The organism is Okeania hirsuta (genome assembly GCF_003838195.1).
GTDB classification, from domain to species: Bacteria; Cyanobacteriota; Cyanobacteriia; order Cyanobacteriales; family Microcoleaceae; genus Okeania; species Okeania hirsuta.
This window is the reverse complement of record NZ_RCBY01000076.1, coordinates 1-17,227: the sequence shown is the minus strand read 5'-3', so window position 1 is coordinate 17,227 and position 17,227 is coordinate 1. Positions and strand designations below refer to the sequence as shown.

The following is a 17,227-nucleotide window of genomic DNA, read 5'->3' as shown; positions in this document are numbered from 1 at the left end:
AATGCAGCAAATAACCATCTTCAGAAGTTACAATTTTCTCCCTGACATTTTGCCACAAATTTTCTGCTGCTAAATCAATATTTTTTAAGTAACGATTAATTTGATTGCTGACGCAAAGCTACGCTATCGTGGCTCACTGTTTCTAGATCGTCAGCAAGGTTTGTGAGAGTGTAATTTTTGTGACTACTTATTAAATACTGACAATATTTTATATAATTAAAGTTTATTCTCAAAGTGTTGACAAATAGTTGGTTTCATACTAATCTAGTATCACAACTAAAGTAATTTAAGTTCAATTTTTTAATTTTTTTATATTTTGTTTTTCAAGCTATAGCCAATATAGATAAACCTTTAAGGGTATGCACTATATATAGTGTCTTTGCGTAAGTCCTGACCAAGAAAAATTAGGATTCAACTATGACGAGTTTTACCGGACAGGGCCAAACACCTATCATAATTACAATATTAGTAGCTGTTTAAATTCTTCTTGGCTAGGACTTAATTACATAGAAAATTTAGCTGATTTTTGTCGTCAAAATATAGATCGGTTCTATGAAAATATAGCTATTCAGCAAGGTAAAGTATTGACCCCACTCTTGGATAATAGCTCTAACTTTTACTTTGTAGAAAAGTTTCTTCTAAAATTAAATAGAACACTATTGCTTGAACTTTATCCTCAAGCACGAGAAATTATTCTAGTTCGTGACTTTCGTGATATGGCCTGCTCGGTGGCAGCTTTCAATACCAAGAGAGGATATGTTGATTTTGGCCGTCAACGTTTTAAAAGCGATCGCGAATATATCCGAACTACAATTAAGTCTACTGCTGCAAATATGCTGCAATTATGGAGGGAAAGAAAAGAACAAACACATTTAGTACGCTACGAAGATTTAATTTTAACTCCCGAACAAACTTTGAGTTCTATCTTTGAGTATTTGAATTTGGATAATAGCAGTTCAACTATTTCTAAAATTTTAGAAGTAGCTTCTAAAGATACACCTCAGTTAAAAAGACATCGTACTTCTGCTAACCCTCAAGAATCTATTGGGCGTTGGCGACAAGACTTAGATTCTTCTCTACAAACTTTCTGTACTGAAGTTTGCCAAGAAGCTTTACAGGAATTTGGTTATAATCTTAGTGGTAAAGACAAAGCATCTCCTTTGCCAAAAACTATCAAGCCTCAAATTAAAACTGAATCGCCATTAACACCCACTAATTCTAATTTTTTTAAGGAAACAGAATCAACACGAAAGAGACTGGAACAAATCAAATCTCAGTTTCAAAACATTAGAAACAAACTGAAGAATTCCTAGATCATCAAGCAATAAATAGAGTATGAATACAGAAGGTTCACAATTAGAAATTATTTCAGTCCATGTGCCTAAAACAGCAGGAACAGCTTTTAAAAAAGTCTTAGAACAAGTTTATGGTTTTGAGTCAGTTATCGTTGACTATCCTGGAGCACACCGAAAAAGATTCAATAATCAGTGGGAAGCTAGAAAAAGTCAAATCAAAGTAATTCACGGTCATTTTGGTGTAAATAAGTATGAAAAATATTTCCCAGAAGCAAAAAAAATTGCCTGGATTAGACACCCGATTCATAGATTAATTTCTCACTACTTTTTTTGGCTAAATCACCCACTAAATAAAATTGAAAATACTTCCCAGCGTTTGTTAGTAGAAAATCAAATTAGCCTATTGGAATTCGCCCAGCTACCAGATATTAAAAATATAACCTCAAGATTTTTGAATAGAAGAGAAGTTACTGATTTTTATTTTGTAGGTATACAAGAGTTATTTAAAGAAGATTTGAACGAACTAAAAGAACAACTAGGATGGGGTGATTTTGATATTGAGTATACTAATAAAAATACTTATTCAAATTATGAAAAAAAAATACAAAACATTTTATCAGAGCCAAAACTTATACATAAATTAGAAGAAATTAATAGTGATGATGTTGAATTTTATCAAGCAGCATTAAAAAATAGAGAAGAACGCATAAATAAAGAAAAAAAGTCACCAAAAAAGAACGATAAAAATATCAACAATTGTTCTGATAAGCTAACAAAAATCCGCCATAAACTCGAAACTCTAAACTCTCGACTAAAACAGACAATGGTACTATTAGAAGAATCTCAGACTCAAGACTCTAGCGGTCAAGTCTCAGAACCAGAAATTCAAGAAGTATCCAAAAATAATCAAAACAAAATAGATGGAGAAAATGATTCTCGACTTTTCCAAATACAAAATGCTATTGTTGAAAGATTCCAAATTTTTCGCGGTCGGTTTGAATTTGCCGGAGGGCCTATTTTTCCGAATAATATCCCCGGAGTATTCCGTCATCGGCGTGGTGATAGTGGAGGTAGACCAAAGTACGTAGATAAAAACTTTCAAAGTGCCAATACCAATGATTCTCAAATTGATAATTCAAAATATTATCATGGTAGATATATTTATGGAGGATTTTTTAACGGACACTTTGGGCACGTTTTAACTGAAAGTATTCATCGTTTGTGGGCATTTAATTCTAGTACCTATGATGGGATAGTTTTTGCTGTGTTATCCCCTAGACCACGACGAGTGTCTCTCCCTACATATACCCCCCCTCAATGGTTCGATCAAGTTTTAGATGTTATGGGTATACCAGGGGCTAAGTGTATTTTTGTTAGCGATCGGGGTATGTTTGAACATCTAGTGATTCCAGAAGCAGGTAGTGAATTATTACTAGGAATTAAGGAATGGTATCGCCCCTATTTAGAGAGACTACAGGAAAGAATTTTGAATCTTACACATAATTTGAGAAAAAATTTAACCGATCTAAAGCTTTTTCTAGGTAGAAGTCATATTCCACTTAATGGATCGGTTGCAGGTGAAAAGTATCTCGAAAGTCTATTAGTTGATGAGGGTTATATATCTTTTAAACCTGAAAATTATAATTTTCTTGAACAACTTTCTTATCTAGTAAATACCAAAAAAATTATATTTACTGAAGGAAGTGCTATATATCTCCTAGAATTAATTAACTATTTAGATACTGACATTGCTTGTATACCTAGAAGAGGTAATAATCAACATTTCTATCCACATATATACAATAAGTGTAATAAGTATATAGTTGCAGGCAATGTTGAAAATTGCGAACAATTAGGGTCTTATAACATGGAAAAAGGAGGAAAAGGAATATCAATTAGCAAACGTCCATACGAAATTATTGAATCTTTGAGAGATGGTAAATTTGCTTTACTCGACAACTGGGATGAAAATGATTTTTTGGATCGAGAAAAGAGTGATATTATGTCATACATAATTCAAGGATATAACTTACTCGAAAAAGGACAAACCTTACACTGTCTCAATATTATAGACAAATATTTAAAAATGCGTAACGCATCATTAAAACAATCCAAAGAAAACTTGGCTTATTCAAAGTTTAACACCATGAAAACACCTCAAAAGCTAGACCTCAGCAGTCGCAGCAGTCGTATTAATAAACTTGCTACAGTCAATCAATCATCGACATATTTGGAAATTGGTGTATCCAAAGGTAGTACTTTTAATGCAATTGATGTCGATCACAAAGTGGCTGTAGATCCAAAGTTTAGATTTAATACAGAGGAGTATGCTACTGAGAATATAACTTTTCTAGAAGTTACTAGCGATGAATTTTTCAGAAATCATGCCAAAAGTTTTGAGCGATTCGATTTAATTTACTTAGACGGTCTTCATACCTTTGAACAAACTTTTCGGGACTTTTGTGCATCCCTTTCTTGTGCCCATACTAAGACGATCTGGTTAATTGATGATACTTGTCCTGGAAGTTATGCTCAAGCACAATCATCCCTACAGCGCTGCCGACAGCTCCAGAAAATTTCTGGAGAGAAAAATAACAGTTGGATGGGTGATGTGTTTAAGGTTGTTGCTGCCATCCATGATTTTTTTCCGCAATACAGTTTTGCTACTTTTCCACATCATGGTCAAACAGTAGTATGGAACAAATGGAGGGTAGATTTTGAGCCTAAATGGAATTCTTTGGAAACTATTAGTCGGCTAGAGTATTCTGATTTTGTAGAATTGCAGGGAAGTTTGTTTAAAAGAGAAGCATACGAGAATATCTTTGAAATAATTAGGCATAACTTTGCTCAATCATAAAAATTGAAAAAATCTCAAACCTGAATTTAAGATCAAAAGGATAAAACCAAGGATGGAAAACAGCAAGAATGAACAACAAAAAAAAGTAGCATCTCATTGGTCTGACGTGACAAAAAAAAGTCAGCAAGCCCAAAATTTACGTTTAAGATGGTGGCAAAGTCCAAATATAATTAAACACATAAACAAAAAAATTACAGGTCTCCCACTGGATGGGTTTTCTCAAGGTATTACCCAGAAAGCTAAAGAAATTGCAGGCGATCGCTATCCTTTTTCTCGTGGTATATCTGTAGGATGTGGCAACGGACAAAAAGAAATTACTTTAGTTAGTCAAGGTTTGGTTTCTTCATTTCAACTTTACGAGGTTTCTAAAGTTAGAATTGAGCAAGGAAGGAGATTAGCAACTAGGTTTGGTGTGGAAAATAAAGTAACTTTTATTGAAGGTGATGCTTTAGAAATTATTAGAGAAAAAGACTGTTTTGATTTTGTTCACTGGAATAATTCTCTCCACCATATGTTAGATGTAGAAGCAGCGATTAAATGGAGTTATGAAGTTCTCCAAAAAGGGGGAATATTTTATATGGATGATTATGTAGGTCCAAACAGGATGCAGTGGTCAGATAAAATGTTAGAAGTTGCTTCTAAAGTCAGAAGTATTCTACCAGAAAAATATTTAGCTAATCCCAAAAACCCTAGTCAGTTACTGCCAAAAACTCTGACCCGAAATAGTGTGGAACGTATGATTCAAATTGACCCTTCAGAAGCAGCAGACTCGGAAAGAATTATTGACTCTATAAAAAAATATTTTCCCCAAGCTGAAATCACCTTCACTGGTGGGGTAGTTTACCATCTAGCATTGTCTGATATTCTCCATAATTTTGATGAATCAAAAGATAAACATCTGTTAGACTTTTTAATGCTTATAGATGATTTGTGTTCGGAATTAGGTGAAACTCATTATGCAACTGCAATTGCTATTAAATAGAAAAATCTCTAATTTAAATTAACTTAATGACCAGACCTAACATAACTCACATAAGACTTATCGAGTAATTTTTGATAAGACAAAACACTAGACTCTGAACGATCTTCTCCCCGCGTACCTTCCACAATCCAAACGTTAGGATACCCATTATCAACTCGATAATTTCCATGACGTTCGATACCTTTCAAAGTTGAATGTTCACTTTTACCATATTCACAAAATACGACTTTTTGCCATCCTAAATTATCAAGTAAAGATTGTAAAAAATCTTGGGAATAAAGAAACTGATGACCCCATCCATGAAAAGCACGATTCATAGAAAATGTAGAATCAATCCGTTTTTGTGGATTAGTTTCTGACAAATTAAAATGAGTAGAAAGTACCCACTCTAGAGAAGGAGTAGAAAGTCGAATTATTCCACCAGGTTTAAGACTTTTCCAAACGTTATTTAGGAAAGCGATCGCTCCTTCGAGACTTAGATGTTCAAGAAAATGTTCCCCGTAGACATATTCCAAGCTATTAAAAGGCCAAGGTTTAGTCACATCCATCACTTGGTCAATACCAGGAAAGGGGCGAATATCCACATTCCACCAATCAGCCATGATATTATGGGGTCCACAACCCACTTGAACTTTTTTAATGCCATTGGGATGATTTGGGCTATTACGAGAGGTATGATTTTTGGTTGATATATTCATAAATTTTTTCTTGATATATATTGGAAAAGCTGATAATTATAACTCTATATCTAAAAGAAAACTAGGTAATACATCTTCCCCTGACAAACTTGGGGGAGAGTCTAATATTTCTAATTCTTTTCCTTGGCGATAAATCTCCACAAGACAATTCTTCTTATCAATTAACCAACCTAATTTTACTCCCCCTTCCATATACTCTAGCATTTTATTTCTAGTCTCCTTTAAACTATCAGATGGTGACATTAATTCTAATACAAAATCTGGGGCTATAGGAGGAAATTTTTCTCTTTGTTCGGGAGTTAATTGATTCCATCTTTCTAATTTAATCCAGGATACATCGGGAGAACGATTGGCATTATTAGGAAGTTTGAAACAGGTAGAAGAGTCGAATACTTTTCCTAGTTTTGTTTGACGGTTCCATATTACAAAATCAGCAATAAGAGAGGCATTATATTCTCCTGTTTCTCCTCCTGTGGGTGGCATAATTGTTATTTCTCCTCTGATGTTACGTTCAAATTTAATTTCGGGATTATCTCGACATAATTGATAGAATTGGTCGTCGTTAAGTTTGAGGATATTGTTAAAATTGATGGTTATAGCTGTCATGGTTTTGGCATTAATTTCATCGTATGTTTTAATTTTAATTGAAGAAGGAGACAGGAGACAGGAGACAGGAGACAGGAGGAAAATTACATGGGGATTCTAACCCCAAGTAATTTTGAACACCGTGTAGACGGTGGGGTATTAAACCCACAAAGAAAATGATAATTATAGGTATTGTACTGTTAATCTCTAATAATGACAAAAATCCTGAAAATCTTCATTCTGCTACCACCCCAGAAGAATGTGAAAAAATGGAACAGAAATATGGATGGAAGTTGAAGGATATTAGATGTAATAAAGAACAAGAAATCCTGAAAGTCGATTCCGTTTTTGAGGGAGAATAAACATCATTTGAGGATTCGAGATATGACAACTGAAACCTGGATTGTATACAAAACGGAAAATAGAAATGATTATGGTTGGGAAGAGCGGATGCTGATGCCAAGGGAAAGTTTGACCAACATTCTTTGGGAAAATTGGACTTACCAAGAAAAACCTACTATTCCTAAGATAGGGGATAGAACACGAAATTACAAATCAGAATCTGAAAATTGTTTTACTCATCATGGCCGGGATGGGGATTGGGTTTCATTTCAGTTATCAGTTATCAGTTATCAGTTATCAGTAAGGAAGAAGGTTAAAAATTTTCTTCATCAATTATTTCCCCCTAATCCCTAATCCCTAATCCATCTTTTATTCAAAAATTACTAGACTTTATTCTATGACCAAAAAAGTAGATATTAGCAGTAAACGTATCATTGGAATTAACCCCAGTCGTTGGGTAGAATGGGTGAGTGGAATTACCAATGTTACTATCAAATAAATTGTTTCTTCAGACTTCCAATGGTTAAGTCGAGAAGGGGATGTTTTGGTGAGTGTTTCTAGTCGAGAACATGGAGAATTTCTAGTTCTCAATGAAATGCAATTAAGGTATGATAAAAAAATGCCACGTCGAATGCGTGCTTATGCTGGATTAGCAGAAGAAAAGTATCAAAAACCTGTTTATCCTGTATTAATAAATATCCTCCAACCAAGCGAAACCACAGAAATAGTTAATTGTTACGAATCAGAATTTTTGAATCTGAGAGCTTGCCAAGATTATCGAGTTATTAACTTGTGGGAAGTAGAAGCAGAAGCAGTTTTTCAACAACCTCTTCCCTCTTTACTTCCTTTTGTTTCTATTCTGAAAAATGGAGGAGAAGAAGCAACTGTGAGAAAAGCGTTGCAACTTTTACGGGAGGATGAAGAACTTTCAGAATTAGAAAATTTACTAGGATTTTTTGCTACATTTGTATTAAAGACTGAAATAATACAACAAATAATGAGGTGGGATATGGCAGTTTTACAACAATCTCCTTGGTATCAACAAATATTACAAGAGGGAATTCAAATTGGTAAACAAGAAGGAATTCAAATTGGTGAACAAAGAGGAATACTTTCTGGAATAGAAACAGGATTAGAATTGAAGTTTGGCGAATCAGGAAAAGAGATATTTTCCGAGATTAATACTCTGGAAAATATTCAGGTTTTAGAAACTATTCTTTCCTCTCTCAAAACTGTGGAAACTATTGAGCAATTACGGCAAATTTATCAGTCATATTCTTAAATAGGGAATAGGGAATAGTTAGGAGAAACAGGAATTATAAATTTTAATTTTGTTTCTTTTCTACTTCACTTATTTGTCTATTAGTAATTTTTGTAACTGTAACAAGCAGGATGCTTGAACCGCAAAAACTGTACCGCACCATACTCAAAAGTTCTGTAAATAGGGAATAGGAAGTAGTTAGAATAAACAGGAATTATAAAATTTGAGTTTTGTTTCTTCTCTATTTCTTTTTATTTCTATTCTTAAAGGTTGTAGGGAGGAGAAAACTATTAACTAAAGCAAAAATAGAGTTTGGAGACCAAATCCTTACAGTTTTTTTTCACGAATCATTTCATTTCGTTGAAATTTAAACAATTTATCTTTTAAACTTCCCCTCTTTCCTCTATAAAATTTTAATTCTAGATTATCTGACCATTCTGGCGATAAAATATCCAGTACAATTTTCCTATTATCAACATCTTTATTACTTTTAATAAAAAGATTTTCTAAATTTTTTTCAGAGATAAACATAGCTAAAAAATGAGGATTTATGGCTTTGGTGCTAAATCGCAATAAATTATGATTGGCAAAACTATGATTATGTTTTGATTGAAATTGTTCGATTTTAAGTTCTAGTTTTTCTTGGTTGAAAAATTGCAAAATAAATGAGCAATTATTTGCTGATTCTACCGACTTTAGTCTAAACTTATTGCTATTAATTTTTTCTACACTAAAGTTTTTGGGAATATGCAGCAAATACTCATATAGATGATATTTTCCATCTGAAAAAGAAGATGCCTCAATATCATCAAATGTCACTACATAAGGAAAAGGTTTTCTCACAAAACATAAATGTCTAATGGCAAAATTAACAGGATTATAATTCTGTAAATTATATGATTCAGTTGCATCTCCGATAATGTAATCAAACACTTCAGAATAATCATATTCTATTATTTTTCCTGATACACCATTCCTCCTTCCTGAAAATCTTTGACCTTTACCATCAATTAAAACTAAGTTATGACCTAGGGAAGATGATGGAGAATTTTCATCAGTATTATTAGCAGCACCAGAGTCAATAACTAGAGGTTGACCTGCAAATATTAATGCAAAAGAATTGTGATCTGACTGGTCGTGAATACCCTCAATATATTTACCACAATTGAAACTAACTATTGTTGCTTCAGATGACCAATAATTTCTAACGTTTAAATAACCAATATCGGAGCAAAAACGACGTATTGATAAGTTAGTTTTTTCTAGTTTAAATTCTCCTACTGGTGGTGGAGGTAAAAATAAGTAGGCATCAAATAGGGAAGAGAAGTTTAAACTAGGGTCTCTGCCATAAGTTTTTAATCCTTTGCTACCTATTAATAATTCCCAAATATAAGTAACGAGACTAGGATTTCTATTACCAACTATGGTTAAATATCCCCATAAACCATTATGAGGATTCCAGTATGAATCATTCCAGTTATTTAGATATTTTCCACGGGGGAATGATTCATACTGGAATCCCCATAAACCATTATGAGGATTCCAGTATGAATCATTCCAGTTATTTAGATATTTTCCACGGGGGAATGATTCATACAAATACCATTCAACTAAACGGTCTAATTTTTCACTATATTTGTCGTCTAAAAATTCTCCATTAACTTTAATATTTTTCCGGCGACAAATACGAAGTAAAATCCCTAATATTTTAGAAACAAATCCACAATACCAGAGACCTTCTCTTGTCATTCCTTGGTCGGTAATACTATCAATAAAAAAGTCTTCCACGCGACTCATTGCTACATTTAGCCATTTTTTTGCTTTGGGTAGATAATTACCCAGACTAATAGCAGCGATTGCTAAACTGGAAAAAGCGATAATTTGATGATTCCAACTATTAAGTTCTTTGTCTTTTCTTCCCCAAAGTTTACTGTGAGATTCTTGCCAAGTTTCCCTGGTTTTTTCTCTATAAATTCTACTAGCAAAAGATGTTCTTCTACGGTAAATAATTCGGGAGCTATATCTCTAAATAAGATAATTCCAGTTAGCACAAATGCTCTATGAATTTCTTCACTAAACAAGTTAGGATATCTAGGATAATTTTGGCTAATTTTGTTGACTATATTTTTGGCTAATTTACCAGCTTCTTTATCCTCTGCCAATTTATAAGCTAAACATAATTCCATCAAAACATTATAAATAACAAATAAGCTGGCAGATTCATCTGTTTGTAGAATAGCTTCGGAACCTAATTTTTTGGCATAATTACAGTTAGCATTTATTTGAGCAAGAATATTTTTGTATGGATAGACATGAGTTAGTTTTTTTAATGCTGTTATTTCTGTTTCACTAATCAGCAGAAATTCTCGGTTTCTGTTTCTGCTTTTATGAACTTCCCCAACATTTTTTCCTCATTTAACGTTTCAATAGTTCCTAACATTTCTCCTACTCTTTTCTCAAAACTATGATTCTCTCGAATATATTTTGCTAACTCTAATTTTCCTCCTCCATTTTGACTTTTTTGCTGCAAACAATTTTCTATTACTTTTGACAAATATTCCTGAGAATTATAAGTATAAATTTTATCTCCAAATACTTTTTCTAAACCTGCTATTTTGTCAGAAATAATCGTTGCTCCACAAGCAGCAGCATCAAATAAACGATTGGAAATAAATCCTTTTTCTAACATAGTATCCCAATGGTCATTTAATAATACGCCACACTTACTGTAATAACGTCGTAAAATTTCATTGGGAATATATTCTCCTTTTAAATAACCATCGGGCAACAAATTACCCCAGTTTGTACCATAAACATCTACCTTTAAACCACTTTTCACCGCATCTTTTACTATCTGGCGATAAACTTTCCGAGAATTTCCCACAAACAAAATTTCTCCTATTTCTTCATAACCTTCTTTGTCAGGATAAAACAAATTTGGATCTGTACATTGGAGTAAAGTTTGTACTGGAACTTTTACCTTTTTCTGTAACTCCTCAGCATAGGAATGGGATGCCACAAATACTCGGTCATATTGTTCATATTCTTGTAGGGAAACTTTATCTGGATGACTAATATTCCACATCAAATTAATATGATAAGACTTAGGTTGATAACGACTCAAACCTCGAATCGTAATTGCCACATCATCTCCAAAACTTTTCGGTGTTTCCCAATCTGGCAAAATATCAATTCTGACGGAATGACCTAATATTTCAAATTGCCGTTTAATGGCTAAGGCAAAATGATAGTCTCCCCATTCTTGCGCTTGTTTCCAGTCAGGAACTCCGATTTTTATGCCAATGCGGAAACTATTACTCATTTTTTCGCGCAAAGCAGAAAATATTGTATGGGCACGATGTTTATAAGTGTGTTTTTCTGTGACTATTTTCTGTAATTCTGCAACTTTGGCTAATCTTAATTCCTCATTTGTGAAGTACTCTCGTAATAAATTTTCGAGAGATTCGCGAGAATTATAAGTAGGCAATAGTCCGTCGAAAGATTCTTGATTTCCTAATTCTCCATTTGTGACAACTAAAGCACCTGACATAATGGCATCAAACACCCGCGAATTTGTGGAACCCCATTGTTTTGTGACGGAATTTGCATCATCAATTACTATTTTTGTGGAAGCATAGACTTTGGGCATATCTGTATAAGGGAGAGGTCCGCGATTGTACTTTTTAAACTTCTCAAATTTTTCCCAGTTATAGCCATACAAAGCAAATTCAAAGGGTAAATTATCCGGTTCCAACAAATTCATAATATCTCGTGGATATTTCCAGAAACTTCCTGTGAAGCAATAGTCAGATTTATATTTATTGTCTAGTTTGGAATTGACTTTTTCTGATTGGTTGAAATTTGCTGCTTCTGAATTTTTCTCTACTTCAGATGAGATTTTTTCTGACTCTTCTGAAATTGCTAGTTCCGAAATTTTCTCGACTTGACTTTCACCTACTTGTGGAAATTTATTACCTACTTCAGATGAGATTTTTTCTGACTCTTCTGAAATTGCTAGTTCCGAAATTTTCTCGACTTGACTTTCACCTACTTGTGGAAATTTATTACCTACTTCAGATGAGATTTTTTCTGACTCTTCTGAAATTCCTAATTCAGAATTTTTCTCTGGTTCAGAATTTATTTTTTCTGACTGATTGAAAATTGCTACTTCCGAATTTTTCCCGACTTCGGGAATTTTATTACCTAGTTCAGAAAAGGATTTTTCTGACTGATTGAAAATTTCTACTTCTGAATTTTTCCCTACTTTACTTTTGCCTGTTTCTGAAACTTTATTACTTAGTTCAGTTCTAACTTTTTCTTCACTCCTGACTCCTGACTCCTGACTCCTGACTCCTTCTTCCTCACTTCTGAATTCTGAATTCTGAATTCTGAATTCTTCTTCACTCCTGACTCCTGACTCCTGACTCCTGACTCCTTCTTCCTCACTTCTAAATTCTTTAAACCTTTCCTCATTAGTTGCTATTCTAACTACCGTTGCAGGTTTAAATAATTTCTGCTGAATATAATCTGCTGATTTTTGAGAAGAACACCAGAAACAATCATAATCTCCTGCTGATTTTTGAGACGCCCAAATCTCAAACCAATTTCTTGCCCAAGCAACTTTTACTAAACTTGGTTTAGCATTTTCTATTCTTTCTAAATCATAATCATGGCGCATAACAACAATTACATCTAATCGCGTCATATCATACCAATCTTCTCCTTCAGAAATATAATAAATATCCCATCCAAATTCTTTAACTAATTGTTCTCCTAATTCCACCGCTGTAAAATAATCTCCTGCGGAAGCTGCCATATCTGCTTCTGTTACAGCAAACCCAATAGTTAAAGGATGACCAGTCCAATAAATTCCTTTGTCAAAATAATCTTGTAGATGTTTCCTGCGTAAATAATAGGCGTATCTTTTTTCTATTATTGGGCGATTTTTCAATATTTTCTGGGTAAATTCTTTCCCTTTATTAAATCGAGAAAAACCACGATTATGAAAAGCTGTTAAATGATTAGCACTGATAATTTCTTTGCCTAATTTTTGTCGGATAGTCAAACATAAGTCTACGTCCTCATAACCATAAAAGTAGTCTTCGTTAAAACCTCCCACTTTCTGAAAATCTTCCCGCCGACACATCATTAATGCTCCCGTAACAACAGGTACTTTCCAAGGAGCAGATTGTATTTTTAATAATTGCGGAGCATATCGAATTTCAAAAGGATAAAAAGGTTCATTTTGACTGTGGAAATATAACTGCACTCCTAAATGTTGAGTAGGAGGAAAAGCTAAAGAGCGATCGCTAACTATATCTAATAATTTGACTCCTACCATTCCTAGATTTTCATCTTGTTGAATTAGCTCTACCATCTGAGGAATTATATCTTGGCAGAGGGTAATATCATTATTCATAAATAACAGTAAAGGAGCTTTTGTTTCATCTACTCCTACATTGTTGGAGTTGGAAAAAGAATAATTTTCTCCTCTGGCAATAATTTTAATTGGTAATTTTTCTGACCATTGGGTACAGACATCTATAGTATTATCTGTTGAACCGTGGTCAACTACTATTAATTCTAATTTTTCATAGCTGTTATAAAGCTCAAAGGAGGCAAATAATTCACTTAAGAGTTTCGCTCCATTCAAACTCAAAATAATTACTGCTACTTTTGGTTTTTCCGCACTTTTGAATTTTGAATTTTGACTTTTGAATTGAGAATTGACTCCTGCTTCACTTTGGAATTTTAAATTTTGACTTTTAAATTCTTTACTCCTGACTCCTGACTCCTGACTCCTGACTCCTTGAACACGATAAATAAGTTTATTAATTTCTCCCTGCTCGAAACTGAGATTAACTTCATGTTTTTTACCTTTCGGTCCGACTACTAATGGTTGAGGAGAATTTTTCAGTTGTTGACCTGTTTCTGTAATCTTGACACTAACTTCAACTAACCCATTACTATGTAAAGAAGGAGGAATTTTTTGAGCAAAAGCATGACATCCGTGAGTACCAAAAGCTTCAGCTAAATCTTGACGGTATTTATTCGCGACTAAGGTTCCGACTAAATTATTGCCAACAAAAATATCCAGAAATACAACTTTGTCAGGGTCTTTTTTATTTCTTGCCCAACCAGAAACATAGTCGATAGTTGCATAATCAAGACAACCTTCAAATTCTGTTTCTCCTAACAAACTAAGACTGCCAAGTTCCCCTGTTCTCAAAACATTTTGAAATGACAAAACTTCTTCTAATTTTTTCTTAGCCTTAGAAAAATGAGGATCTATTTCCAAAGCACGACGATAACAACTTATTGCTTCACTTAATGGATTTTTTTTAGTCTTAGCTTCCCCTAACTGAAAATGAAACTTTGCCGATAATGGTCTTAACTCCACAGCTTTAGCATAAGCAGTCACTGCCTCATCCCATCGACCTAACTTTGACATTAGTTCCCCAATATGGTATGCAACATCGGCAGATTTAGGATTAAGTTGCCTAGCTTTCGTATAAGCTACCACCGCCTCATCCCACCTTTCTAGTTGGACAAGACTTTCTCCCAGGACATGATAAACTGCTGCCGAATTAGGATTAATTTCTACTGCCCTACCATAACTAACTACTGCTTCTTCCCACCGTTTTAGTTTACTGAGAGTATGACCTAACTTATGGTGAATTTCTGCTGTATTAATACCTAGTTCAATAGCTTGCCGATAACTGACAATAGCATCATCAAATTTTTGTTGCTGCACCAAAGCTAAAGCCAAACTATGGTAAACTTTTGGTAACTTGGGGTTAAGCTCCAGAGCGCGACGATAATTTACAATAGCCTTATCCCACTGTTTTGGTGTGGCATAAGCTTCCCCTAAATAACTATAAACCTCAGCTAAATTGGGATTAAGTTTAATGGCACGTTCCAAAGAAGCGATCGCCTCATCCCACTGTTTAATATTACTCAAAGCTTTGCCCAAGTCTCCATAAGCTTCAGCTAAGTTAGGATTAAGTTCTATTGCTTGGCGCAAAACTGCTACTGCCCAGTCATTCTGCTTTAACTGAATCAACGCATGACCTAAGTGATGATAAACATCTGGGGAGTTGGGCTGAAGTTCAGAAGCTTTGCGGTAAGCTACAACTGCTTCTTCCCATTGTTGGAGTTGAGAGAGAGCGTATCCTAAATAATGATAAACATCTGGCGAATTGGGCTGAAGTTCTGTAACTTTGCGGTAAGCTGTAACTGCTTCTTCCCACTTTTGCTGTTGAGCCAGAGCATATCCTAAATGGTGATAAACATCTGGGGAGTTAGGCTGAAGTTCGATTGCTTTTCTATAAGCTGAGATAGCTTCATCCCATTTTTTTTGCTGGGTTAGAAGATATCCAAACTGGTGATAGACTACTGCTGTAGGGGTAGTGTTTTTCTGCCCGCCCAACAAATCAATTGCTTTCTGATATGCAGCAATAGCTTCATCCCACCGATGCAATTTTGCCAAGGCTTCCCCACAATAATGATAAACTGTAGCAAAATTAGGAATTATTTGGCAAGCCTTTAAGTAAATTTTGGCAGCTTGATGGAAGTCTCCCAATTTTGTCAAAGCCGTTCCTAATTTTTGGTATCCTTCCCAGAAACCAGGGTCAATTTCAATTGCTTTTCGATAACAGATTATCCCTTCCTCAATCTGACCTTGTTTTTCTAAAGCTACTCCTAAATTTTGATGAGCAATGCTAGAGTCAGGTTCTAGAGAAATAGCTTTTTGGAAATGAGCGATCGCTTCATAAAGTAACCCTTTTTGGACTAAAGCTGCTCCTAAACTAATGTAGAATTCTGAGAAATTAGGATTAATCTTAATGGCTTGGGAATAAGAAGCGATGGCTTGTTCCAGATTACCTTGATTAACTAGGACTTTTCCCAAATTATGATGAGACAATGCAGAAGTAGGCTTTAGTTCTATCGCTTTTTGATAGACTGTAGCTGCTTCTCCCCATTTACCTATTTGAACTAGAACATCCCCTAGACTTTGGTAATACAAGGCCAAGTTGGGGTTAAGTTCGATGGCTTTTTGATAGAGAGTAACAGCTTTTTCTAGTTGGCCTGCGGCAAAAGCTTGTTGGCCTTGTTGGAAATATTGAGTTGGAGTTTTTTCCTTCATCAGTTATTAGTTATTTTTAAAGAGTGTTTGTTCAAGGAATATTAAATTAAGTGTTTAGGGTGGGTTAAGAATCACGCAACATGAAAAGGCTACAATATTTATGGCGAGAAACCAAACTCTTGAAAGTCCGCTGTCACCCACCTAACATACAGAAGATAAATAACTATAGCTTCATTCTGTTGATTTTTGTCTTCTAAAATTTTCCCCAATACATAGTAATTATTAGGATGATTGGGATTTAATTCTATAGCCTTACGGTAAGCATTAATCGCTGCATCCCAATGTTTTAATTTCATCAAACATTAGGATGATTGGGATTTAATTCTATAGCCTTACGGTAAGCATTAATCGCTGCATCCCAATGTTTTAATTTCATCAAACTCAGACCTAATTTTGGGTAAGACCAAATAGAATTATGGTTGATTTCTATAGCTTGTTGAAAAGCCTTGAATACTTCAGTAAATTCACCTTTTTCTATTAAAGCTTTCCCTAGTTTTTGGTAACCTCTCCATTTATTTGGTTGGAGTTTTACAGCTTTTTGATAATAGCTTATTGCTTCATCCAAATTACCCTGAATTATCAAAGCATCTCCTAATAAATGATAAGCTTTAAATAAATTAGGATTTAACTCAATTGCTCGCCTATAACAAGCGATCGCTTCAGTCAACTTCTGATGCTGAAAAAGACTCTTACCCAGACTTAAACATTCTGATGCTGTTGCGGACTGTGGCTCTATAATTAATACTTGATAAGAACATTGTGCTGCTAACTCTGGCTTACCTAGCAACTCCCAAATTTTTGCTAAGTTTCGGTAAAATCCAGCAATATTTGGTTTGAGGGTGATAGCTTTTTGATAAGAGGCTATAGCTAGCTGCCACTGCTTTTGCATACCATATAGACTACTCATATTAGCATGGACTTCTGCCCAATCAGGTTGAGCAGCAAGGGTTTTTTTGTACCAACCCATAGCTTCTTATACTTGGCCCATAGCCAGACTAATGTTTCCATGAACTACCCCGCCGTGTAGACGGACGGGGTTTCTAAGTCCCCGTCAACAAAGT

At 34.4% G+C, this 17,227-nt stretch carries 13 protein-coding genes; 6 read left to right on the top strand and 7 right to left on the bottom strand.

Features of this window, described 5'->3' with window-relative positions:
• Window positions 1-659 precede the first annotated feature (659 nt).
• Genes D5R40_RS14600 through D5R40_RS14590 form a run of 3 tightly spaced genes read left to right on the top strand, consistent with a single transcriptional unit; the run spans window position 660 to window position 5,134 of the window.
• The gene (locus D5R40_RS14600) at window positions 660-1,313 is read left to right on the top strand and encodes a sulfotransferase domain-containing protein (protein ID WP_161564994.1); all 654 of its coding nucleotides are present in this window, start codon (window positions 660-662) and stop codon (window positions 1,311-1,313) included.
• 22 nt (window positions 1,314-1,335) lie between these two features.
• Entirely contained in the window at window positions 1,336-4,152 is a 2,817-nt protein-coding gene (locus tag D5R40_RS14595; RefSeq protein WP_124154817.1) for a sulfotransferase family 2 domain-containing protein, read from the top strand.
• A gap of 52 nt (window positions 4,153-4,204) precedes the next feature.
• Window positions 4,205-5,134 (top strand): class I SAM-dependent methyltransferase, encoded by a 930-nt coding sequence (locus D5R40_RS14590; RefSeq protein WP_124154816.1) that lies wholly within the window; start codon window positions 4,205-4,207, stop codon window positions 5,132-5,134.
• A gap of 23 nt (window positions 5,135-5,157) precedes the next feature.
• Here the strand turns inward: D5R40_RS14590 and D5R40_RS14585 are convergent, their stop codons facing one another.
• On the bottom strand, window positions 5,158-5,832 hold the full coding sequence (locus tag D5R40_RS14585; RefSeq protein WP_124143411.1) for a class I SAM-dependent methyltransferase: 675 nt from the start codon (window positions 5,830-5,832) through the stop codon (window positions 5,158-5,160).
• Window positions 5,833-5,868: 36 nt separating this feature from the next.
• Complete coding sequence (locus D5R40_RS14580; RefSeq protein ID WP_124143412.1) at window positions 5,869-6,438, bottom strand: Uma2 family endonuclease; 570 nt, start codon at window positions 6,436-6,438, stop codon at window positions 5,869-5,871.
• A 155-nt stretch (window positions 6,439-6,593) separates the two neighbouring features.
• Between D5R40_RS14580 and D5R40_RS14575 the strand changes: the two genes are divergently transcribed.
• The 3 genes from D5R40_RS14575 (at window position 6,594) to D5R40_RS14565 (ending at window position 8,041) form a co-directional block, all read left to right on the top strand.
• Window positions 6,594-6,779 (top strand): hypothetical protein, encoded by a 186-nt coding sequence (locus D5R40_RS14575; protein WP_124154815.1) that lies wholly within the window; start codon window positions 6,594-6,596, stop codon window positions 6,777-6,779.
• Between the two features lie 22 nt (window positions 6,780-6,801).
• Window positions 6,802-7,113 carry a hypothetical protein gene (locus tag D5R40_RS14570; RefSeq protein WP_124154814.1) on the top strand — a complete coding sequence of 104 codons (312 nt, stop codon included), beginning with the start codon at window positions 6,802-6,804 and terminating at the stop codon, window positions 7,111-7,113.
• 193 nt (window positions 7,114-7,306) lie between these two features.
• On the top strand, window positions 7,307-8,041 hold the full coding sequence (locus D5R40_RS14565) for an RpnC/YadD family protein (RefSeq protein ID WP_240041596.1): 735 nt from the start codon (window positions 7,307-7,309) through the stop codon (window positions 8,039-8,041).
• 306 nt (window positions 8,042-8,347) lie between these two features.
• On the opposite strand, the gene D5R40_RS14560 is transcribed toward D5R40_RS14565, so the two are convergent.
• From D5R40_RS14560 to D5R40_RS14540, 5 genes are all read right to left on the bottom strand, one after another.
• The gene (locus tag D5R40_RS14560; RefSeq protein WP_124154813.1) at window positions 8,348-9,817 is read right to left on the bottom strand and encodes a heparinase II/III domain-containing protein; all 1,470 of its coding nucleotides are present in this window, start codon (window positions 9,815-9,817) and stop codon (window positions 8,348-8,350) included.
• A gap of 62 nt (window positions 9,818-9,879) precedes the next feature.
• Window positions 9,880-10,206, bottom strand: coding sequence for a hypothetical protein (locus tag D5R40_RS14555; protein WP_124154812.1), 327 nt, complete (start codon window positions 10,204-10,206; stop codon window positions 9,880-9,882).
• Between the two features lie 167 nt (window positions 10,207-10,373).
• Window positions 10,374-16,166: a tetratricopeptide repeat protein gene (locus tag D5R40_RS14550; protein ID WP_124154811.1), complete on the bottom strand. Its 5,793-nt coding sequence runs from the start codon at window positions 16,164-16,166 to the stop codon at window positions 10,374-10,376.
• A 98-nt stretch (window positions 16,167-16,264) separates the two neighbouring features.
• Window positions 16,265-16,462 carry a tetratricopeptide repeat protein gene (locus tag D5R40_RS14545; protein ID WP_124154810.1) on the bottom strand — a complete coding sequence of 66 codons (198 nt, stop codon included), beginning with the start codon at window positions 16,460-16,462 and terminating at the stop codon, window positions 16,265-16,267.
• Window positions 16,462-17,133: a tetratricopeptide repeat protein gene (locus D5R40_RS14540; RefSeq protein WP_124154809.1), complete on the bottom strand. Its 672-nt coding sequence runs from the start codon at window positions 17,131-17,133 to the stop codon at window positions 16,462-16,464. Before D5R40_RS14540 ends, D5R40_RS14545 begins: the two co-directional genes overlap by 1 nt.
• Window positions 17,134-17,227: the final 94 nt, after the last annotated feature.